This window comes from Streptomyces sp. NBC_00442 (assembly GCF_036014195.1).
Classification (GTDB): Bacteria; Actinomycetota; Actinomycetes; order Streptomycetales; family Streptomycetaceae; genus Streptomyces.
The window spans coordinates 460192-480986 of sequence record NZ_CP107918.1 but is presented as its reverse complement, the minus strand read 5'-3'; the positions used below and the strand labels follow the sequence as shown (position 1 = coordinate 480986).

At 71.2% G+C, this 20795-nt stretch carries 19 protein-coding genes; 12 read left to right on the top strand and 7 right to left on the bottom strand.

From position 1 onward, the window contains the following. The first annotated feature begins 245 nt into the window (after positions 1 to 245). On the top strand, positions 246 to 860 hold the full coding sequence (locus OG432_RS02185; protein ID WP_328307130.1) for a TetR/AcrR family transcriptional regulator: 615 nt from the start codon (positions 246 to 248) through the stop codon (positions 858 to 860). A 165-nt stretch (positions 861 to 1025) separates the two neighbouring features. After that, positions 1026 to 1679 carry a hypothetical protein gene (locus OG432_RS02180; RefSeq protein WP_328307128.1) on the top strand — a complete coding sequence of 218 codons (654 nt, stop codon included), beginning with the start codon at positions 1026 to 1028 and terminating at the stop codon, positions 1677 to 1679. 23 nt (positions 1680 to 1702) lie between these two features. On the opposite strand, the gene OG432_RS02175 is transcribed toward OG432_RS02180, so the two are convergent. Genes OG432_RS02175 through OG432_RS02165 form a run of 3 tightly spaced genes read right to left on the bottom strand, consistent with a single transcriptional unit; the run spans position 1703 to position 6524 of the window. Further along, positions 1703 to 3157, bottom strand: coding sequence for an MFS transporter (locus OG432_RS02175; RefSeq protein WP_328307127.1), 1455 nt, complete (start codon positions 3155 to 3157; stop codon positions 1703 to 1705). After that, positions 3154 to 5151: a PEP/pyruvate-binding domain-containing protein gene (locus OG432_RS02170; protein WP_328314972.1), complete on the bottom strand. Its 1998-nt coding sequence runs from the start codon at positions 5149 to 5151 to the stop codon at positions 3154 to 3156. Before OG432_RS02170 ends, OG432_RS02175 begins: the two co-directional genes overlap by 4 nt. 8 nt (positions 5152 to 5159) lie before the next feature. Continuing rightward, on the bottom strand, positions 5160 to 6524 hold the full coding sequence (locus OG432_RS02165) for an ATP-grasp domain-containing protein (RefSeq protein ID WP_443058322.1): 1365 nt from the start codon (positions 6522 to 6524) through the stop codon (positions 5160 to 5162). Between the two features lie 437 nt (positions 6525 to 6961). On the opposite strand from OG432_RS02165, the gene OG432_RS02160 reads away from it, so the two are divergent. From OG432_RS02160 to OG432_RS02140, 5 genes are all read left to right on the top strand, one after another. Then, the gene (locus tag OG432_RS02160; RefSeq protein ID WP_328307123.1) at positions 6962 to 8257 is read left to right on the top strand and encodes a PAS domain S-box protein; all 1296 of its coding nucleotides are present in this window, start codon (positions 6962 to 6964) and stop codon (positions 8255 to 8257) included. Positions 8258 to 8347: 90 nt separating this feature from the next. Then, complete coding sequence (locus OG432_RS02155) at positions 8348 to 8521, top strand: hypothetical protein (protein ID WP_328307121.1); 174 nt, start codon at positions 8348 to 8350, stop codon at positions 8519 to 8521. Between the two features lie 293 nt (positions 8522 to 8814). Further along, on the top strand, positions 8815 to 9081 hold the full coding sequence (locus OG432_RS02150; protein ID WP_328307119.1) for a hypothetical protein: 267 nt from the start codon (positions 8815 to 8817) through the stop codon (positions 9079 to 9081). Between the two features lie 423 nt (positions 9082 to 9504). Continuing rightward, a complete protein-coding gene (locus OG432_RS02145) occupies positions 9505 to 9981 on the top strand; it encodes a MarR family winged helix-turn-helix transcriptional regulator (protein WP_328307117.1) in 477 nt (158 codons plus the stop codon). A 179-nt stretch (positions 9982 to 10160) separates the two neighbouring features. Next, complete coding sequence (locus OG432_RS02140; protein WP_328314971.1) at positions 10161 to 11765, top strand: MFS transporter; 1605 nt, start codon at positions 10161 to 10163, stop codon at positions 11763 to 11765. An 82-nt stretch (positions 11766 to 11847) separates the two neighbouring features. Here OG432_RS02140 and OG432_RS02135 read toward each other — a convergent pair whose 3' ends face one another. Further along, positions 11848 to 13284, bottom strand: coding sequence for a hypothetical protein (locus OG432_RS02135; protein ID WP_328307115.1), 1437 nt, complete (start codon positions 13282 to 13284; stop codon positions 11848 to 11850). Positions 13285 to 13586: 302 nt separating this feature from the next. Continuing rightward, positions 13587 to 14519 (bottom strand): LysR family transcriptional regulator, encoded by a 933-nt coding sequence (locus OG432_RS02130; RefSeq protein ID WP_328307113.1) that lies wholly within the window; start codon positions 14517 to 14519, stop codon positions 13587 to 13589. Positions 14520 to 15101: 582 nt separating this feature from the next. Here OG432_RS02130 and OG432_RS02125 point away from each other — a divergent pair. Continuing rightward, complete coding sequence (locus OG432_RS02125) at positions 15102 to 16061, top strand: SDR family NAD(P)-dependent oxidoreductase (protein WP_328307111.1); 960 nt, start codon at positions 15102 to 15104, stop codon at positions 16059 to 16061. An 88-nt stretch (positions 16062 to 16149) separates the two neighbouring features. Here the strand turns inward: OG432_RS02125 and OG432_RS02120 are convergent, their stop codons facing one another. Next, a complete protein-coding gene (locus OG432_RS02120; protein WP_328307109.1) occupies positions 16150 to 16935 on the bottom strand; it encodes an alpha/beta fold hydrolase in 786 nt (261 codons plus the stop codon). A 187-nt stretch (positions 16936 to 17122) separates the two neighbouring features. On the opposite strand from OG432_RS02120, the gene OG432_RS02115 reads away from it, so the two are divergent. After that, positions 17123 to 17863 carry a class I SAM-dependent methyltransferase gene (locus OG432_RS02115; RefSeq protein ID WP_328307107.1) on the top strand — a complete coding sequence of 247 codons (741 nt, stop codon included), beginning with the start codon at positions 17123 to 17125 and terminating at the stop codon, positions 17861 to 17863. 90 nt (positions 17864 to 17953) lie between these two features. Here the strand turns inward: OG432_RS02115 and OG432_RS02110 are convergent, their stop codons facing one another. Next, entirely contained in the window at positions 17954 to 18394 is a 441-nt protein-coding gene (locus tag OG432_RS02110; RefSeq protein ID WP_328307105.1) for an OsmC family protein, read from the bottom strand. A 278-nt stretch (positions 18395 to 18672) separates the two neighbouring features. Between OG432_RS02110 and OG432_RS02105 the strand changes: the two genes are divergently transcribed. From OG432_RS02105 to OG432_RS02095, 3 genes are all read left to right on the top strand, one after another. Beyond that, entirely contained in the window at positions 18673 to 19047 is a 375-nt protein-coding gene (locus OG432_RS02105; protein WP_328307103.1) for a VOC family protein, read from the top strand. A gap of 274 nt (positions 19048 to 19321) precedes the next feature. Beyond that, positions 19322 to 19558 (top strand): DUF397 domain-containing protein, encoded by a 237-nt coding sequence (locus OG432_RS02100; RefSeq protein ID WP_328307101.1) that lies wholly within the window; start codon positions 19322 to 19324, stop codon positions 19556 to 19558. An 89-nt stretch (positions 19559 to 19647) separates the two neighbouring features. Next, positions 19648 to 20598, top strand: coding sequence for a helix-turn-helix domain-containing protein (locus OG432_RS02095; RefSeq protein WP_328307099.1), 951 nt, complete (start codon positions 19648 to 19650; stop codon positions 20596 to 20598). The last annotated feature ends 197 nt before the right edge of the window (positions 20599 to 20795 follow it).

Here is a 20795-nt window from a genome sequence, read left to right as displayed (position 1 = left end):
GACGGTGCATGGCGGTCCATGGCGGTGCGTTGCGGTGGTGGCAGCGCATGGCTGTGCACGGCTGCGCATCACTTGGATGACGGGGCCCGCTCTGACATCATGAGCGAAGCGGAACCTCGTTCCGGAAACAATACGGAACATGGTTCCGTTTTGCTAGGGGTGACGCCGCACAAGCGCCGGGTCGCGTCGAAGGTGGCGCGGACGGGCTCGACCGCGGGCGGTGCCGAGATGAGTGGAGGAGTGCGGTGAAAGACAGCGACCAGGGTGCCGAGCCCGCTGCGCAGTCCAAGAGGAAGGACGCCCGGCGCAACAAGGAAGCCCTGCTGGACGCGGCCGCCGAGGTCTTCGTCACCTCGGGGGTGGAGGCGCCCGTACGCGACATCGCGGCCCGCGCCGGCGTCGGTCTCGGCACGATCTACCGCCACTTCCCGACGCGCGCGGAGCTCATCGTCGCCGTCTATCGGCACCAGGTCGACGCCTGCGCCGAGGCCGGCCCCGCTCTCCTCGCCGTCGGTCCGACCCCGTACGCCGCACTGGGACACTGGGCCGGGCTCTTCGTCGACTTCCTGGTCACCAAGCACGGACTCGCCACCGTGCTGCACTCCGACAACCCGGCCTTCGACGCGCTGCACACCTACTTCCTCGACCGTCTGGTGCCCGTCTGCGCCCAGCTGCTCGAATCCGCCGCGTCCGCCGGAGAGGTCCGCTCCGACGTCACCGCCTACGAACTCATGCGCGGGATCGGCAACTTGTGCATCGGCGCGGAGAGTGATCCCCGTTACGACGCACGCCGACTGGCCGAGACGTTGATCGCCGGACTGCGGGTGACGCCCGTGGTGCGTTCGAGTCTCCGGGGCTGATGTCGCGTACCGGTTCGGAATGGGCACGGTGACGCGGGATCCCAGGAGTTTTCGGCCACGACGTGAGAGACGACGTGAGAGACTCTGCCGCAGCTGCATGTCATGTACCGGACAGTCGTCGCACGCCACGCCCTCGCGACGCGCACAACGATGGGGGATTACGCCATGGACCGATCCACTTCCAAGGGCTTAAGGCGGGCGAGCCTCGCGCTGGGGGCGGCCCTCGCGTCGACCGTGCTCTGTGCCACGGTGAGCGCGGCGGCGCCCGTCGGCACGAGCGGCCGTGCCACGAGCGACCGCGCCGCCATCGGCTCCGCCGCGTCGCCGAGCGCTCAACACGCCTGCCCCGTCATCTACTTCGACCTGGGCGAGACCTTGGTGCACACGGCCGACGACGGCAGCACCAGCTATCTGCCGGGTGCTGCCGCCTATCTGCGGGCCCTGCGTGAGCACCACGTCAAGGTCGGCCTGATCACCAACGTCCCGCCGTCCTGGGGCGCGACCGACTCCGAGCGTGCCGCCCGGCTGAAGCGGGAGGTCGACGCCACCTGGCGGGGCTCCGCGCCCTTCGCCTGGCAGGACTTCGGCGACCGGATCCTCACCCCGCGTACCGACGCGGAACGCAAACCGGCCCCCGTCCTGTGGCAGCGCGCGCAAGCCGCGTCGGGGCGTTGCGTGCTCGTCTACCAGGCCGAGACGACCGAAGAGGTCCAGGTCGCCGCCTCCCTCGGTTACGTGCCGTACCAGGTCGAACAGCCCCACCGGCCCGCGTTCCTGCCGGTGAGCCTCGTCGAACTCCTCGGGCGCCTGTCACGCTGAGCGGCCGCGTGATTGACGCGGCGTCAGGCGCCGGGCGGCGGTCCCCGGCGTGCCCCTTCCGTCGACCTTCCGACCGTCCTGCCGCGATCATGCCCGTCTGCGTCTGCGTCTGCGTCTGCGTCTGCGTCTGCGCCGGCGTCGGCTCCCGCGGTGGGGGCGGCGCGGGAGGCCGGGACCCGGGCATGGCCATCCACTGCGGGTCCGGGCCCGGACCCGGCGTGTTCGCGCTTCACCACGCCGCTGTGCAGGAGCAGTTGGACGGCGCCGAGCAGCACCGCCGTGGCCAGCGCGCTGTGCAGCAGCAGGGTGTCCAGGTGTCCGGCGGAGACGTAGGCGCCCACGGCGATCGCGGCCAGGGCGCACACCGCGCGGTCCACGATGCTCTCGATCGACAGGAGCGTGGCGCGCGGGGCGTCGGGGGGCACCGCGTCGTTCACCAGCTTGCGCTGGACCGGGTAGACGAATCCGGTCGCGGCGGCGAACAGACACAGAAGCGCGATGACGGTCCACGGCCCGCCCACCGCCATGGCGGCCAGGGTGCCCGCGAGCGCGAGGCTCAGGACCGACACCCACGCGACCGGCGTGAGACGGCGGCTCAGCCATTGCGGACGGGCCGAACCCACCGCCTCCGCGACCGTCATCGCGGCCAGCACGCCACCACTCGACGCCTCCCCGATACCGTGGTCGAGCAGGATCGGCTGGAAGAGGTTGACCTGGCAGATCCGGGACAGCGTGAAGACCGCCACGCCCTGCACCATCACCAGGCCCAGCCACCGCGACGAGGCCACACAGCGCAACGCGTCGCCCGCGTCCCGCAGGAACGCCCCGCCCCCGCGCCCCGTGCCCGTCCGCCCGGCCGGCGTCTCGGTCCCGGAGGCCCGGGGCAGGGCGACGGCGCAGACGAGGGAGCCCGCGGCGCCGGCGGCACTGAGCACGTACGGCGCCGAGTGCGCCATCGCCATCACGGGTCCCACCAGTGGCCAGCACACGACCTTCGCGCCGAGCCCCAGGGCGCGCGCGGTGCCCTCCGCGCTCAGGTAGTGCGCGTCGCACTTCTCGGCCCGCAGCCCGTCGTACAGGTAGGCGCTCGCCGCCCCCGAGGTGAGCGAACGGCCCAGCGCGATGGCCAGGAAGTGGAGCAGGAAGCCGGTGTACGAGGCGCTGAGCACCGGAGCCAGGTTCGCGGCCGTCATCACCACGGCTCCGGCCCGCAGACAGTTCCGGGCGCCGATCCGGTCGGCGATCAGCCCGGTCGGAATCTCGAACAGGCAGAACGCCACGTAGTAGATGCTCTGGATGCCGAAGATCTGCCCGTCGGAGAGCCCGGCCGTCTTCTGGTACTCGTAGAAGACCGGCATCCACCACAGCAGGTTGAACAGGAGCTGGAACCCGTAGTTGAGCCGGACGATCCGCCGCGCCCTGTCCGTCAGACCCGCGCCCGTCCTCCGGCCCGGACGCGGTGCCGTACGCGCGCTCACAGCGCGTACGGGCGGATCTGGACCAGCCGGAAGTCGCCCCGCTCGGTCATCAGCCACTCGATGTCCAGCGGCCGGTCGACGTCGGTCTCGCTGAAGTGGGACTGCAGGAGCCGCCCGGTCAGGGACAGGTCGGCCAGGCGGGCCCGGGTGGAGACCGGGAGCCCGTCGCCCCACGAGCCGAGCGCTACGGTGCGCCCGCCCCCTTCCACCACGTTGTACAGGTACTGCTGCGGCAGGACCGAGCCGTCGACGACCTGTTCCGGCGAGCCGGGCGAGCAGTTGAGGTAGACGTTGCGGAAGTCCGCCCGGCGGGTCGGGTCGCACGTCACCAGGACACCGCCGAGCGCGGCCGGCACATACTCCTGGATGATCACTCCCATGTACGTGTCGTCGAGGGATATCCCCACCTGGTGGCGCAGCCGCACACTGCGGGGGGACACCAGGGAGGCCCACACCTGGCGTACCGCGTCCAGGAGTTCACCGGTGCCGCGCACCGTGGTGACGGAGTCGTAGACCCCGGCCGCGGAGAACCCCGGAAGGTCCTCGGCGTTCGACGAGGACCGCACCACCAGGCGTCCGGTCGCGGCCGGCGGGGTGGGGAAGGCCTGGCCGATCTGCCGGGTGACGGACTCGGGCACCGGCGTGTGCCGGATCAGCTGCTGGAGCTGGAGGCAGAGCGAGTCCAGGACGTCGGTCGCGTCGAGTTCCAGGGCCATCTTCAGCTTGCCGATGCCCTGTTGCAGGGCGGGCGAGGAGGCGAGAAAGTGCTGCTGGAGGGAGAAGGGGAGGGCGACGCCCTCCGGAGCGCCGACCGTCGAGGCCACGAAGTCGGCGGCGCGGGACCGGAGTTCGGCGGTCGTCGGGTCGGTGAGGCCGAGCCGGGTGGCTAGGTGGCCGTACAGGTCCTCGCGCGGCGGGCGTGGCCGGCCGTAGAAGGCGGTCAGGTCGGCCGTGCGGCTGTCCAGGACGTGGTGCAGCTCGCCCAGGTTGGCGGCCTTCGTGCCGTACCGGTCGCTGTCGGCGGCGCGCAGCCGGTGCAGGGAGAGCACGGGGGCGTCTTCGAGCAGCGGGGGTTCCAGCCGGATGCGCTGCTGGTGCCAGGCCGGCGCCCGCAGCTCCGGTTCCCGGTCGAGGCGCTCCAGGGATATCTCTTCCTCGCCCACCCGGTAGCGCACCCACGCGCCGTCCAAGCCGTCCTTCTCGACGAGTTCGTCCAGATCGCGCACGATCGCGTTGGGGATCCCCCAGCCGGAGGCCAGCACGTTGGTGTGCGAAAGCGGCGTGATCGGCGCGGTGTTGAGGAATCCGGCCACCCGGGGCACGTCGTCCGGCAGGCACGGCATGGCCACGATGTCCGCCCAGCCGAGTCCGGCCTCCGCGGCCGCGTACTGCGCGCCGGTCCGGAAGTACCGCAGCCGTCCGGTCGCTTCGCCCGGGTTGAGGGGTGTGCGGGTCCGCGAGCCGAACAGTTCGTGGCTCAGGATGCGCGGCACGCGCAGTTCGCTGATCGCGGCCAGCTCCTCCTCCTGCCCGTGGTTGGCGGGCTTGAGCAGTACCGGGAACCGGCCGTCGACCCGTTCCCGCACGAACTCGTAGAAGAACCCGAGGAGTTCACCGTTCATGGTGTCGGCCTCGGTCGTCTCCAGGACGAGGAACGTGCGCTCGCGGCCCTCCGTGTCCTCGTCGGTGTGCAGGGACAGCACACCCAGCAGGAAGCGGCGCGCGGGGTCCATGTAGACGGAGGCGTTGAACGCGTCGAGTTCCGCGTCGAGCTGGGCGAGTTCCATGCCGAGGACGCGGGTGGCTATGTAGTTGACGTGGAAGGGGTGCGCCGCCGTGTCGAGCAGGTGCCAGGTGTTCTCGACGCGATCCACGACGACCTTGAGGTACGGGTGGCCCGCGAGCACTCCCGACAGGGTGCGGAACAGCGGCAGGGACAGGTTCTCGCCGACGACCGTACGGTCCGTGCCGGGCTCGGCGGGGCCGGCGAACATCTGGGCGGTCACGCGCGGACCTCCTCGGGCGCGGCGGCGGGCAGAACGTGGGGGAGGGCGTCCACCAGCGTCTCGAAGTCGCGCAGCACGGTGCGCGCGTCGGTGGCCGAGAGCAGACACAGGGCCGCCATGGTGTTGGCGCCGCCCGCCGGGTCGTAGACCGGAACGACGGTGCCGTCGGCCAGCGAACTCTCCGCGACCACCGACAGCTCGCTGCCCCGGCTCAAGGACACCTCGTCGGCGATCGCAGGGAAGTCCCACACCTTGCGGTCCCGCCAGGCCTCGCCCTGGCCGTCGACCGCGAGGACGACGAGGGAGCCCGCCGCGCCACGGGCCTGCGCCGGGGTGAGGGCCCGCTCGGGCCACCGCACCGTACGGCCGAGAAGGTGGTCGACGAGCATGCCGACGAGATCGAGCCCGAAGACGTCCTCGATCTGCGGCACCGTCATCGCGCCACCGAAGCGGGCGGCCGTCTCGATCAGCCACATCTGGCCGTCGCCGCCGAGCTTGATCTCCGTGTGCGTCCCGCAGTCCCGCAGCCCGAGGGCGTCGACGGCCTCGCGCGCGAGTGCCACCACGCGGTCCTGGGCGTCCTGCGCCAGCAGGGCGGGGGTGATGCCGGCGCGTTCGGTGAACGGTTCGACCGTGGGCATCCGGCCACTGAGGCAGACCGGGTGGAACGTGCCGTCCGCCACCACTCCCTCGACGCTGACGTAGTCGCCCCAGCCCGGCTCCTCGAACCAGTCGGCCGCGGTCCCGGTCACGATCTCCTCGACCACGAAGTGGCCCTGGGCCTCGGCCACATGAAGCTCCGCGTACCCCAACTGGGCCGATTCGGCCATCACTTCACGGGAGCGGCGCCATGCGGCGGACACCTCGTGCGGTGCCCGGATGATCTGGTGTGCGGTGGAGCCGGCGCTCCAGGCAGCCTTCAGGAGCAGCGGGAAGCGCAGTGCGCGGGCCGCCTCGTGCAGGTCGGCCTCGGTGTCGACGGCGCGGAATTCGGGCTGCGACAGGCCGCCCCTGTGCCAGGTGCGGCGCATCAGGCGCTTGTCGCGCGCGAGCGACGCGGCGGCGCCGGCCCCCGCGAGGCCGAGCGTCTCACACGCCTCGGCGACGGCGACGACCGCGTACTCGGAGAAGGTGAGCACCGCTTCCGCTCCCACGGCCCTCGCCCGCGTGACGATCAGGGACACCAGGTCGGCGCGCTCGGCGTCGGCAGGCGTCACCACCGAGGCACACAGTCCCCGGGCGGCGCCCGCCACGGAGGGAGGAAGAGCGCTGAGCGCCAGCAGGTGCACCTCCGCCCGCGCGGCCGTCCGGGACAGGACGTGACCGAGCGGCGGACCACCCTTGGCATGCACTAACAGCACCTTGCTCACTGAAGTTCGTCTCCATTCGTCCGTGTTGGTCGCGTGATCGGCCGCATGATCGGCCGCGTGCCGTGCATCGCACGTGTCGCTGTACGCATCGCGTGTGTCGCCGTATGCGCCGGCGTGGGGACCGGGATGCGCATCGGATGCACCGGGTGCGGGGAACACCCCGGCGTATGTGTCGGAGCGTGGTCACCCGCACACTCAAGGGGACCACGCGACAGACGTCCGCAACGCCACGGGGGACGCCTGCCGTTCAGGCAAATGCCTGAGTCGCGGCCCGCGTCGGGCCACCGCGCACGTTCCCCGAGCACGCACGCCCGGCCGCCACTTCGGCCGAGAACCGAGCATGCCCGGGGCCGGGACGGGATACCCATCGCAACGTGACAGTGCGTCAGCCGACTGCGTACGGATTGCATACGGACGGAGAGACCGCTGTGAACGATTCCAGCTTCAAGGCACTGCTCGAAGACCTTCCCGTCTTCTGGTGGGAGGTCGACGAACCCTGGCAGGTGCGGGAGCGGGGAGGCGGCGCCTTCGCCGACACGGGCACGGCACAACGCTTCCTCGACCGGATGCGCCAGGAACTCGCCGACCCGGGGCACCCGCCCCAGGACGGCCGCTGGCAGGCCAGGTTCGACGGCCGCACCTTCGACGTGAGCTGGCCCCTCGACGGGAGCAGCGCCCCCAGCCGCACGCGCGGACTCGCCGTCGAGGTCGACACCCACCCCGGCGCTCCCCGGCGCTACGCCGCCTTCGCCGACCTCGTCGACCTGGCGCCCGCGGCAGCCTTCATCCGGGACCGCCACGGCCGCTACCTGTGGGCCAACCACGCCTACGCGCACCTTTACGGCACCGTTCCCGAGGACGTCGTCGGCAAGTTCATCGAGGACGTCGACGCTCCCGCCGAAGCGGCCCAGTTCCGCGCCCTCGACCAGGAGATCCTCACCCGGGGCACCCCGGTGCGCCACACCCTTGACTACCGGCGCCCGGACGGCAGCGCGGGCCAGGCCGTGGGCCACCGCTTCCCCGTGCGGGAGAACGCGCACACCTGCGTCGCAGGGATCTACGTGGACATCACCGACCACCTGAGGGCCACGGTGCAGCGGCAGGAGGCCGAGGACAGTCTCCAGGCGCTGCGCGATCACAGCGGCCTGCCCTGCGCCCTGCTGTCGGCGAACGGGCGCGTGGTACAGGCGAGTTCGGCGGCCGCCGACCTGTTCCGGCTGAGCCTGCCCGACCTGGTCGGCCGGCGCGCACACACCCTGCTGGCACCCGAGCCCGGTCTCGACCGGCTGCACCGCAGGTGGAACGGGCTGATAGCGCGCCGCACCAGACGGGTCGAGACGTACGCGGTGCTCATCGACGCCCAGGGGCGCCAGCGCCGCGCCCAGCTGCATCTGACGACGGTGGGCCAGGCCACGGCGCGCGCCCGGCACGTGTGGGCCGTGGTCACCCACCACAGCCTCGCCCACGAGGCCCACCCGTCGCTCACGGCCGCGCAGGTCCGCATCCTGTCCCTCCTCGCGGAGGGCAGCAGCAACGGCGACATCGCCACCTCCCTGAACCTGTCCCGGCAGACGGTCGACTACCACCTGAGCCGCCTGCGCGACTTACTGGGCGCCGCGACCCGCCCCGCGCTCGTGGCCCGCGCCTACGTCCTCGGGATCCTCGCCCCGCGGGCCTGGCCCCCGCGCTCGGCCACGGCGGCCCACCCGCTGAGCACCGCCTGACGGCCGCGTCGGCGGGCCGGGCCCTTCCAGGGGGGTTCCTGCTGATGAGAGGGGGCACTCGGAGGGCATCAACCGGGAAGAGGAGATGCCATGTTGGCCATAGGCGCGGCGGTACTGTTCGTGATCGCGTTCCTCATCAACGCTGCGGACATGTCGACCAACCATGTGTTCACGTCCACGAACGTGATGCTGCTCGGGCTGGCCGTGCTGGCCCTCCACGTGGCGGGCATCGGCGCCGGCTGGTCCGGACGCCGCCGGCGCTAGTCGCGTCCGCCGGCCCAGAGGGCGGCGCCCGCACCCCTTGAGGGCCGCGGGCGCCGCCCTTTGTTATTTCTGTTTATGACATGTCCCCGCACTTTACGTCGATCCGTAAGGGACAGACCGGCAAAGCGTCGATGGAAGAGGGGTCGCTTTTCCGGGGCGCGCGTGGGTTGACTCGCAACTGCGTCATGCTCCCGCGCGCCCGAGCGGCCCTCGTATTCCGCAGAGGCATCGGTGATAAAACTGTCGTTGTCCCACTCGTCGGACGGTGTTAAAAGAACAGAAGGGGTGGCGTCATGATGGTAGGCGTCAAGCGTGTGATCGCTCTCGGTGCGGCAACTGCGGCACTCACCGCGGGCGTGGCTTTCTCCTCGGTCGGTGTCGCCGAGGCGGCGCCGCAGCACACGGTCGCGGCCGCGGCTCACGGCAAGGAGAAGTGCCACGTGGTCAAGGGGTACTGGACGAAGACCTGGCACAAGCCCAGGCGTGACCGGCACGGCAAGGTGCACCCGGGGTACTGGACCAAGACCTGGCACAAGGCGCACAAGGTCTGTCACCGTTAATTAATCCCGTCCTGCTCGCGCAAAGAGTTGGCGAGCCCTCGCTCAAGAGGTCATAAAAAACGGCACGGCGGCACTCGTCGGAATTTTCGACGGGCGGCGCCGCGCCGTTTTATTTGTGCGTAGCTGTGAATTTGCTGTGGGTGGGACGGAAGGGGGAGTGGGGAAGGGTTTGCGATGACGGTGACTTTCCGATACTCGCCCTTTGTGTCCTTCCGGTCGGCGGAGGAAAAGCGGTGTCGGGCGGGGCGTGGGGGTCGCATTTTGCTCGTGAGCACGAATTTCCGGGCGACGGGCGACGGGTGCGGGGCTGCGGGTGCCGGGCACCGGTCGTGGGCGGTGCGGACGCGCTCCTGCCCTCGGCCCCCCCCGGGCGCCCGGAGTGCATCTTGTTACGACAACTTGATAAGTCTATTGTAACTATTCATGGATCACGTCATACCTTCCGCGGAAGGCGCCAAGCGCACGACCGGCCCCGAAGACCCCGGTGAGGTGGCGGCGACGTTGCGCCTGGCCGTCGGCCGGATCGCCCGCAAGCTGCGCCGGGCGCACGCCGTCGGCGACACGACCCTGTCGGAGGTGTCCGTGCTGGCCCGCCTGGAGCGGGAAGGGCCCGATTCCCCGGGGGCGCTCGCGGAGCTGGAACGCGTAAGGCCCCAAGCCATGGCCACGACGCTGGCCGCGCTCGAGCACAAGGGGCTCGTCAGCCGGGAGCCGGACCCGTCCGACCGGCGCCGGGTGGTGATGAGGGTGACCGATGCCGGACGCACGGTGATCCTGGACCGGAGGTCGGAGTCCGTGCAGGGCCTCGCCAGCGCGATCGAGGCCGAACTGACCCTCGCCGAGCGGCGCGAACTCGTGGCGGCGCTGTCCCTGCTCGAACGACTGGCGGAGCGGCTGTGACCGTCAACGGCCCCACGCCCAACGGCCCCACGCCCACCGCACCGTCGGGCAAAGCCACGTCCGGCAGGGGTGGCGGCGTGCCGGGCGCGGGCGCGACGCGAACCGGCGACGGCACCGGCGCCCCCCAGGAGCGGGACGACCGCTACAAGTGGGTCGCCCTCTCCAACACCACCCTCGGCGTGCTCATCGCGACGATCGACGGCTCGATCGTGATCATCTCGCTGCCCGTCATTTTCCGCGGCATCGGGCTCGACCCCCTCGCCCCCGGCAACATCGGTTACTTGCTGTGGATGATCCTCGGCTACCTGCTGGTCTCGGCCGTTCTCGTCGTCTCCCTCGGACGCCTGGGCGACATGTTCGGCCGGGTCCGCATGTACAACATGGGGTTCGCGGTCTTCGCCTGCGCCTCGCTCGCGCTCTCCCTCGATCCGTTCAAGGGCGGCAGCGGCGCGCTGTGGCTGATCGGCTTCCGGGTCGTCCAGGCGGTCGGCGGGTCCATGCTGACGGCCAACTCGGCGGCCATCCTCACCGACGCCTTCCCGACACGGCAGCGCGGCATGGCGCTGGGCGTCAACCAAATCACCGCCCTGGCAGGCCAGTTCCTGGGGCTGATCGTGGGCGGCCTCCTCGCCACCGTCGACTGGCGGGCCGTGTTCTGGGTCAGCGTGCCGATCGGCGTGATCGGCACCGTCTGGTCGTACCGCAGCCTGCGCGAGACCGGCAGCCGCAGGCCGGGCCGGATCGACTGGGCAGGCAACCTCACGTTCACGGCGGGCGCCGGCGCCCTGCTCGCGTCGATCACGTACGGAATCCAGCCCTACGGAGGCCACTCGACGGGCTGGACCAACCCCTTCGTGGTGGGCGGCCTGGGTACGGGAGTCCTGTTCCTCGTGGTCTTCTGCATCGTGGAGACCCGCATCGCCGAGCCGATGTTCCAGCTCGGTCTGTTCCGCAACCGGGCGTTCGCGGCCGGCAACATGGCGGCGCTGCTCACCGCGATCGCGCGGGGCGGCATGCAGTTCATGCTGATCATCTGGCTCCAGGGCATCTGGCTGCCGCTGCACGGCTACGACTTCGAGCGCACGCCGCTGTGGGCGGGCATCTTCATGCTGCCGCTCACCCTGGGCTTCCTGGTGGCCGGGCCCGTATCGGGCTATCTGTCGGACCGCTTCGGGGCGCGGCTCTTCTCCACCAGCGGCCTGCTCCTGGTGGCCTGCTCGTTCCTCGGACTCCTGGCCCTGCCGGTCGACTTCTCGTACCCGGCGTTCGCCGGACTGCTGCTCCTCAGCGGAGTGGGCCAGGGCATGTTCTCGGCGCCGAACACATCGGCGATCATGGGCAGTGTCGCGCCGGAACAGCGCGGCGTGGCATCGGGAATGCGCTCGACGTTCCAGAACTCCGGTACCGCCCTGTCGATGGGCCTCTCCTTCTCGCTGATGATCGCCGGCCTCGCCGGTTCGCTGCCGCACGCGCTGAGCGGCGGGCTCCAGGCACAGGGCGTCCCGTCGGGGACGGCCGAGCAGGTGGCGGGGCTGCCGCCGGTCAGTACCCTGTTCGCCACCTTCCTCGGCAACAATCCGATCAGTCATCTGCTGGCGCCCAGTGGGGTGTTGGACACCCTGCCCGCACACGACGTCGCGGTCCTCACCGGGCACAGCTTCTTCCCCGAACTGGTCTCGGGCCCCTTCCACGACGGCCTCGTCACCGTGTTCGGCGTGGCCACGGCCATGTCCCTGGTCGCCGCGCTCGCCTCGGCGCTGCGGGGACGGCGGACGACCTCCTGAGCAATGCCGAGCCATGCCGGCCGGCCGCCGCCCCCGCCGGTTCGCCGGCGCCGCTGGTTCGGCGCCCCCGCCGGTACGGCGCTCAGCCGCGCAGGTCGAGCACGACCAGACGCATCGTGTCCGTACCGGCGTAGGTGACGAACACTCCTGCCCCCTTGGTGAGGGCGTCGGGAACGCTGGTCATCTCCGGCAGCGGCTCGGCGGAGCCGGTCTTCGCCGAGACGGCCACCGGCGTCATCGCCTTGCTGTCCCCGGCCAGACCGTACGCGGTGCCGTCGTCGCCGACCGTCCTCAGCGTGATCTTCTTCGCGTCGTCCCCGGCGTCCGGGCATGAGCCCTTGCCCGTACGGAGGTCGTAGACGCTGCCGCCCTTGACCAGGTAGTGGCCGTCGGGAGACACGGCCGGCTGAACCTCCGCCAGGCTCTTGGGATTCGGCACGTCGGCGTCGTACTCCGTGCCGGCGGCGGCGCATGCGGCCGTGGCCTGGACGGCACCCGTGGCCATGTCGTGGATGGCGGAGAGACCGTCCGACGCGCCCGTGCCCGCCCCTGCCCCCTTCGGAGTCCAGTTGGCGATCAGGTGATTGCCGGCCGCGCCCACGATGCGGCCGTTGGGCTCGGTGCGGACGCCGTTGACGACGCTGTCGTACCGGAGAAGCGGATCGGCACCCGCCGGGGCCACCTTGGTGCTCTGCCAGCCGCGCTCGGCGCCGAAGCCGCCCATGCCCGTGCCGCCGTCCTCACCGTTGGTCACCAGCCCGCTCGGGCCGGGGAACGACTCCAGGTAGTCCGGGTCCGCGGCCTCGCCGTTGAGGGTGACCTCCTCGCTGCCACGCGGGGTCACCTTGCCGTCGGGCGCCACGAGGATGGAGTCGTGGCCGTACGTGGTGACGAGCAGACCTCCGGGCCCGGCGAACACGCTGGGCCGGTCGAAATCCCCGTCGGGGGCTTCGGCGGTGCCTTCGGCGGCCGGAGCAACTCCCTTGCCCGATGCGTCGACCGGGTAGAAGGCCACGGACACGACCTCCTTGGACTCGTGGAGTTCGTCCTTGCGGGCCTGTCCCAGCGCCCACACCGCGAAGTACTCCCGCTGCCCCGAGGCGACCAATGCGATCTGCGGAACGGCCAGTTCGGAGCTCGGCTGCCGGCTCTGCTTCTCGCTGAGCTGGGGCCCCTTCCACGGCGTGCTCGTCGAGAGCGCCGTGCCGGACGACGCGTCGCGGACGTTCAGGACATAGCCCTGCGCGGTCCGGTCGAGGTAGCCGACCGCGTCCCGGCCCGGAGAGACCGCGTACGGCAGCGGTTGTCCCTGGGGGAGCCAGTCCGCCTTGATCTCCCAGCCCTTGGCGGTGTCGAAGGCGGCCGGAGCGGTGATCTTGCTGGTGAGCGCGGCCCCTGCGGCGCCGCCGCTCCCGCTCGCTCCCTTGGTGCCGGAGTCCCCGTCCGAGCCGCAGCCCGACAGGGAGCCCAGCAGCACGCCGGCGGCTGTCAACGAAAGCGCCTTTACGGCCATCCTCATTCTTCAAAACCTCAAGTCATGCCAGAAGGGCGGCAGTTGGCCACCCCCTTGCGGACGGGAGCGTCTCCGGGCCGAGTGGCCAGGGGTGGACGGAGCGGCGAAGGCGGGACGGATACCGGACGGTGTCCGCCAAGCACTCCTTGGGCCGCCCCGGGCCACGGCCACGGCTGCGAAGATCGTTGGCGGGAAGTCTACGTTTCCGGCACCCAGACTTGTCATGCACCCCATAAGCGTGTGTGGCCTGGCGGCGAACGCGACCCGCTGGAAGGGGAGTTGTACCGGCCCGTTGTCGGCCTCGGTCGTCAGACGTCGGCCGCCCAGCTCGGGAGCCAGACGGCCTCCGGGAGCTTCGGCAGGGTCGCGAGGTGGTCGATGATGCCGCGCAGTCCCGGATGCGGATTCGTCCGGGGCAGGAGGAGCGAGAGCGGATAGGCGACCGTCGGATTCACCAGCGGAATGCGGCGCAGATCGTAGGTGGCCGGCCAGATGTACCGGTCGCGCGCCCCCACCAGGGTGGCCACGTCCGACGAGTCCGCGAGCGTGTCCAGGAGCACCTCGTCACCGAAGTGCGGGCCGGCCGCGTCGATGCGCAGGCCGAAGTCGGCGGCCAACTGATCGTAGAAGTCCGCCCATTCGCTTCGGGGTGCGATGCCGGGCACCCAGATCCGGTGCTCGCGCAGCTGCGCGGGTGTCAGTTGTCGCGCGGAGGCCAGCGGATGTCTCGGGCCGACGAGCAGTTCGAGGGGTGAGTGGAACGCGTGGATCATGCGCACGTCGGGCGGGAGCAGTGCCGGGTCGGTGACGGACCGGAACGAGGCGTCGACATCACCCGCCTCGACGGCGGCGACGGCCACCCGGGGGTCGTCGACCCGCAGGGTCACCACGTCGAGATCGGTCCCGGGACGGGACCTCCAGTACGCGTGCAGGACGACGGCCTGGGCGCTGCGCAGCCCGAGGACATCGACGCGAAGGGCCCGCGAACCCGGCCTGACCGCCGCGACGGCGCGCTCGACGCCCGCGACGACGGTCCGCGCGTGGGGGAGGAACGCCTGGCCGTCGAGGGTCAGCTCGACCCCCCGGGTGGTGCGGGCGAACAGCCGCACCTCCAGGGCGCGCTCCAGAGCGGCGATCCGCTTGGACACCGCCTGCTGGCTCACGCCCAGCTCGTCGGCCGCGTGCTGGAACTGCCCGAGCTCGGCCGCCCGGACGAACGATCGCAATGCCTCGGTGTCCATCGGGCCACTCTAGACGGACCCAACCATCCGTTGTGCCGGGCCGGACCACGGTGTGCCGTCACCGGCCGAAGCCGGGGTACGGGGTCGCCACCCACGACCGTTGGTTGTCCGGCCGTCGAGCGGGGCGAGCCCCAGGCTCCGGCTCCCGCCCGGCATCAGGCCCGGCTCCCGCCCGGCATCAGGGGGCGCCCTGCCGCGCGCCTGCCCGTGCGCAGCCGCCGTCACGGGCGCGGCCGGCCCCGATGACGCAGGTCGTCGCCCCGGACCACGTCCACGACGGTCGGGGTCACGGAGGGCTGGGACCTGGTCCCGAGCCGCCCCGACGGGAAGCGGAGTCCGGGTCCGGCCGGTTGCGGGACGGGGAGATCCGCGCTGTCGTGAACGGTGGGGCGACGGCCACGCGCCCTCGACCCATCGACTCATCGGCTCATCGGCTCATGGTTTCGGCCAGAACCCCTGACAGCGCCCGCACCCGAAGGTTCCCCGTCCGCACCGGCCCCGTCACCTTGTGTAGGAACGCCATCGACGGGAACCGGGAGGGCGGCGGAACACCTCGCCCCCCCACCCCCCGGGAGCAGCAGTATGAACCCTCGACGAAATCGTTTCGCAGGCCGCACCGCACTCGTCACGGGGTCCTCACGGGGCCTCGGGCTGCTCATCGCCCGCGAGCTGACCGCCCGGGGCTGTCGCGTCATGCTGTGTGCCCGCGACGCCGGAGAACTCGCCGTGGCGGAGCAAAAGCTGCGGGCCACCGGGGCCGACGTCGCCTCGTTCGCCTGCGACATCACGGACGCCGACGCTCCGCAGCGGCTGCTCGACGCCGTTCACGAACGGTTCGGGCCGCTGGACGTCCTCGTCAACAATGCCGGGATCATCCAGGTGGGCCCCATGGAGGCCTTCGAGGAGAAGGATTTCCGACAGGCGATGGAGACGATGTTCTTCGCCCCCGTGCGCATCGCCCTGGCGGCGCTGCCCGACCTCCGCGAAAGCGGGGCGGGCACGCTGGTGACCATCTCGTCGATCGGGGGCCGGATCGCCGCACCGCACCTGCTGCCGTACGTCACCGCGAAATTCGCCGCCGCCGGATTCTCCCAGGGAATGCGGGCCGAGCTCGCGGGCTCCGGCGTCAGTGTGACCAGCGTGTTCCCGGGGCTGATGCGGACCGGTTCACACACCGCGGCCCGCTTCCACGGCCGCCCCGGAGCGGAGTACGGCTGGTTCGGCGCGGCGGCCACGCTGCCCCTGCTGTCCATGGACGCGGAGCGCGCGGCCCGCGCCGTGGTGCGCGCGGCCGAACGCGGCCGGCCCGAGCTCGTCCTCACCCCGGCCGCCAAGGTGGCCGTACGGCTGCAGGGCCTGGCACCCGCGACCATGACCCGCCTCCTCTCGGTGACGGACCGCGCGCTGCCCGGGGCCGGGGACCGGCCACGTCGTGACGTGCCGGGCGCCGAGGCCGCCGGCCGGTCCGGGCTCCCGCGCTGGGTCACCATCCTCGGCGACCGCGCCGGCCGACGCTGGGGCGAACCCAGGCCCCACAACTAGCCGGTCCTGTCCGTCACTTGACCCGGTGGTCGAACCCCGGCCGGGACACTCGTCACGCGCCGGGAGGGCGCCGGGAGAGGTGCGGCGGTCAGCGCGTGAGGAACGCGCGGAGCGCCGCGGTGAGTTCGACGGGCGCGTCGAGGGAGATGAGGTGGGCCGCGGTGGGGAACTCGACCAGGGCGGCACCCGGAATCTCGTCGGCGTACCGGCGGGCGATGTCCTGGAAGTCGGGGACGTCGAGGCAGCCGATTCCGACCAGGGTGGGAACGGCGATCGTGGCGAGGTCGCCCCGCCCGCCGCCCAAGGAGTGCCGACCGACGACGTCCTGGTTCACCAGCGAGGTACGTATCGGGGCGCGCAGCTGTTCCGCGAGGCCCGGGGCGACGTCCTCCCAACCACGGCCCGGACCGCGCAGCCACATGTCGAGGTTCACCCCGACCGCGGTGTCGAGGTCACCCGCGACCAGCGCCGCCGTCTCGGCCTCGTCGTACGCGATCATCTCCGCGGACCAGTCGTATCCCGGCCACGGCGGCGCGAGGATGGTCAGCGACCGTACGTGGTCCGGGTGGGCGAGGGTGAAGTCCACGGCCACCCGGCCGCCCCAGGACGCGCCGACGAGGTCGATGCGTTGATGGCCGAGGTGGTCCAGGAGGCGGCGCAGGTCGTCGGTCTCGCTGAACGAACCGGCCGGCGGGGCGGATTCGCCGAAGCCGCGCAGGTCGTAACGGATGACTGTGTGCAGCTCCGCGAGGGCGGGTACCAGGGCATCCCACATGCGGTGATCGGCGACACCCGCGTGCACGAGCACTACGGGTGAGCCTTCGCCGGTGACGGTGTAGGAGAGGTGGCCGAGATCGTCGGCAAGAGTGAACATCCGCAGATGTTTGCAGGTAGGGGTTCGTGACGGCCACTTCGATGGAGGGATGCGCAGCAGGGGAGGACGGCGCAACAGGGGAGGGCGGCGCGGCCGGGGCGGGCGAAGCGGTCCGCGCCCCGACCGCGACCGTTACGTGCCCCCCACGGTGTTGACGGCCCCTGGCAGGCAGTGCTGGAGTCGGCACGTGGACAGCATCCCCGCCAACCGGCGGCTCTGGAACCGGATCAGCAGCGCCTACCAGCACAAGCACGACCCGCAGATCGGCGCCGGCCCCCGGCTGTGGGGCATGTACTCCATTCCCGACGCGCACCTGCACGCCTTGGGCGACGTCACCGGCAAGCGCGTCCTCGAACTCGGCTGCGGCGCCGGCCAGTGGTCCAGGGCGCTCGCGGCCGAGGGCGCCACCGTGGTCGGGCTCGATCTGTCCGAAGCCCAACTCGCGGCAGCGGCCCGCGCGATGGGAGCGGACCGCTATCCACTGGTGCAGGGCGCCGCCGAACGACTCCCCTTCGCCGCCGACAGTTTCGACCTGGTATTCTGCGACTTCGGCGGGCTCAGCTGGGCGCCCCCGCACCTGGCAGTCCCGCAGGCCGCACGCGTCTTGAACCGAGGCGGGCGCCTGGTGTTCAACGTCGCCGGCCCATGGTTCGAAGCGTGCTACGACGAAGCCGCCGGCCGCGTGACCACAACGCTGCAGCGGGACTACTTCGGGCTGAACACCATCGCCGAAGAAGATGGTGCGACCAGCTATCAGCTCACCTACGGCGACTGGGTCAGGGTCCTGCGCGGAGCGGGTCTCGTCATCGACGACCTCATCGAGCCGCGGCCCGAACGCGGGACGCCCAATGGTTACAACGAAACCGACCCACCCGACTGGGCACACCGCTGGCCGGCGGAACTGCTCTGGGTCACCCACAAACCGTGAGTCCCGCCGCATCGAGAGGTGAGGCACCACGCCATCGGCGGACACCTGACGGGCCCTGAAGGGCCGGTCAGGCGCGGAAGAACCGGAGCCTCAGGCATCCCCTGCCGCGTCGGTCACGGTCACCGCGACCGGCGTGCCCGCCTCGATGGTGCGGCTGACCGTGCACAGCCGGTCGTGCGAGGTCTTCACGGCCCGGGGCAGGATCGTGCGGGCGCGGTCGCCCGACGAGCCCTCCGGGAACGCCACGGAGAAGGTGACCACGAGATCCGACATCCGGTTGCCGCCCTCGTCCTCGACCTTGTTTCCGGTCACGGTCACGGAGAAGGCGGTCGGCTCGGTGTGGCGACTCGTGGCGACCTCGACGTCGGCCGCGCTGCACCCGCCGATCGCCGCGAGAAGGAGCTCGACGGGGGTGAAGTCGGTGCCGGAGCCGGTGCCGAAGGTCACCGTGCCCCCGCGGGTGTTGGTCGCGGTGAACCGGCCGGGGCCGGCCCGCTCGATACTGACGGAACGCAGCGAGTTGTCGGTCATGGCCACGACGGTAGTGCCACGCCGCGCGAACCGCAGGCATGCCGCGCCAGGCCCGGGGGCCGCCGGCCGCGACGGCCCCGTGTGTCGTACACGCGCTTCGGCCCCGCAGCGGCCGCGACGACCCCGTGTCGCCCACGCGCTGCGCACCGCGGCGGCCCCGATGTCGGGACGCCGTCGTGCCCCCGGTGTAGGGTCCGCGCATTCCCGGCCGCGCGACGGGTACGCCCACTCCCGTACGCGGTGCCCCAGAAGTGGGCGATGAGCGAAGGGTGTTGGACGTGATCCGAAAGTTGCAGGCCGTCGCGCTGGACTGTGCCGACCCGGCACGGCTGGCAGAGTTCTACGCGGAGCTGCTCGGCGGCCGCGTGGTGGCGGACCCGGACGATCCCGACTGGATCGAGGTGCACGGCTTCGAGGGGACTCCGCTCGCCTGCCAGCGGGTGGACGGCTATGTGCCGCCCGAGTGGCCGGGACAGCAGCGCCCGCAACAGCTCCACCTGGACTTCGACGTGGACGACCTCGACGGCGAGGAGAAGCGGGCGCTCGCCCTCGGGGCAACCGTGCTGGAGCGGACGGATCAGCTCCACCCGGACGCCAACTGGCGGGTCTACGCGGACCCGGCCGGGCACCCGTTCTGTCTCTGCTTCCACTGAGCTTCCACTGAGCGGGCCCACCGATGAGCGGGCCCGCCGGTCTTCGATGGGCCCGCGGTCACCCGGGACCCGCTAAAACCCTTGCCAGGGACGGGAATTGCCCACTTTCGGGGGACAGTACGGCTCGGCGCGACCTCGCTACGATCGGCGGCACTCCGAGGATCCGTGAAATTTCAGCGGCGGGGGTACGCGTCCGTCGAGGATCCGTGGAGTTGTGTGAGGCGCGGCGCCAACCAGGGCTCCGCGCCGCTCGGGTCAAGGAAGGCGGCAAACGATGGCGGACTACGACAACGGTGTACGGGCCGACGCGATCGCGGGCGCGGCATGGGTGAAGGCGACGGCCAGCGATGCCTACAACGACTGCGTTGAAATTGCGCGGCTGCCCAGGGGCGAGGTGGCGGTGCGCAACTCGCGCTTCCCCGAGGGACCCGCGTTGATCTTCACCTCCTCCGAACTGGCGGCATTCCTCGACGGAGCGCGCAAGGGGGAGTTCGACGGCATGGTTGGCTGAAATGCCGTAGCCGCGGGTTGTGGCGGCCACCCCGGTTCCTCAGGATGGGCGCGTACCGGCGAGGGTCGCCGTGCGCTGGAGGAGTCAGGGTGGCCGCACGCGTGCTTGATCCGGTTCCGGACGAGGGGCCGGAGCACGGCCTGTCCGGTGTGGCGCCGCCGGCACGTGTGCTGGGGATGAGGCTGAGCGCCATGCGGGTGGCGGCGAAGATGCGCGGCAAGGACGTGGTGGCCGCCGGGGTGATCGGTTCGACGTCGATGCTCAGCCGGTACGAGACGGGCAGCAGGGACGTCAAGCCCGACCTCTCGACGGTCCTGCGCCTCGCGGAGCTCTACGGCCACGCCGACGGCGATTCGCTGCGGACCCTGACCCGCCTGGTGAACAACACGAAGCAGCGCCGGTGGTGGACGGACTACAGCGACGTCGTCGACACGTCGCTGGACGAACTCATGATCGTCGAGAGCGCGGCCAAGGAGATCCGTACGTACTCCGGCTCCCTCGTGCCCGGACTGCTCCAGACTCCCGACTACGCCCGCGCCATCATGCAGGTGCCCTACACCGGGAAGCCGGACCACCCCGCGATCAAGCGCCGGTGGGAGGTGCGGCGCCGCCGTCAGCAGGTGCTGGAGCCGCCCGACGCCCCGGACTACTCGGCCGTGATCGCGGAAGCGGCGCTGCGCGCGTGGGTGGGCGGACGCAAGGTGATGCGGGGGCAGTTGCGGCACCTGTTCAACCTCGCGGAGAACCGCGACCGGGTGCACATCCGGATCTTCACCGACCGTGCGTGGGAGAAGGTGTGCCCGCTGACGGTCGCGATGACCGTGTTCAAGTTCCGGGCGCCGGGCGAGCCGGACCTGGTGTACCGGGAAGGAATGAACAGCGGCGGGGCCTGGCTGAACGAGCCGGCCGATGTCGACCTGCATGCCGCGTCGATGCTGGAGCTGATCCAGCACAGCCTCGACAAGGAGCAGACGCTGACACTGTTGGACCGTCTGATCACGGGATTCGCTGACGAGGGGCGGGGGCGGGGGCAGGGCTAGGACGGGGCGTCGCGGCGGAACAGAAGTCGCCGCGGAACAGAAGCCGCACCGGGGAAAGTTGCCGCGGGAAAGTTGCCACGGGAAAAAGGGGTGAAGGGATGATGGTCGACCTGATAGTTTTCCCTCGACCGTGACGCCGCCCGAGGAGGTGAGACCCATGAACGCCGTATTCATGTGGGTGCTCCCCCTTGCCGTCA

What these genes read in the sequence shown, in the direction of transcription:
- OG432_RS02145 (WP_328307117.1), top strand. Translation starts at nt 9,505, where the DNA reads ATGGATCACGTCATACCTTCCGCGGAAGGCGCCAAGCGCACGACCGGC.
- OG432_RS02100 (WP_328307101.1), top strand. Translation starts at nt 19,322, where the DNA reads ATGGCGGACTACGACAACGGTGTACGGGCCGACGCGATCGCGGGCGCG.
- OG432_RS02120 (WP_328307109.1), bottom strand. Translation starts at nt 16,935, where the DNA reads ATGTTCACTCTTGCCGACGATCTCGGCCACCTCTCCTACACCGTCACC.
- OG432_RS02130 (WP_328307113.1), bottom strand. Translation starts at nt 14,519, where the DNA reads ATGGACACCGAGGCATTGCGATCGTTCGTCCGGGCGGCCGAGCTCGGG.
- OG432_RS02155 (WP_328307121.1), top strand. Translation starts at nt 8,348, where the DNA reads ATGTTGGCCATAGGCGCGGCGGTACTGTTCGTGATCGCGTTCCTCATC.
- OG432_RS02110 (WP_328307105.1), bottom strand. Translation starts at nt 18,394, where the DNA reads ATGACCGACAACTCGCTGCGTTCCGTCAGTATCGAGCGGGCCGGCCCC.
- OG432_RS02170 (WP_328314972.1), bottom strand. Translation starts at nt 5,151, where the DNA reads ATGTTCGCCGGCCCCGCCGAGCCCGGCACGGACCGTACGGTCGTCGGC.
- OG432_RS02180 (WP_328307128.1), top strand. Translation starts at nt 1,026, where the DNA reads ATGGACCGATCCACTTCCAAGGGCTTAAGGCGGGCGAGCCTCGCGCTG.
- OG432_RS02150 (WP_328307119.1), top strand. Translation starts at nt 8,815, where the DNA reads ATGATGGTAGGCGTCAAGCGTGTGATCGCTCTCGGTGCGGCAACTGCG.
- OG432_RS02135 (WP_328307115.1), bottom strand. Translation starts at nt 13,284, where the DNA reads ATGAGGATGGCCGTAAAGGCGCTTTCGTTGACAGCCGCCGGCGTGCTG.
- OG432_RS02125 (WP_328307111.1), top strand. Translation starts at nt 15,102, where the DNA reads ATGAACCCTCGACGAAATCGTTTCGCAGGCCGCACCGCACTCGTCACG.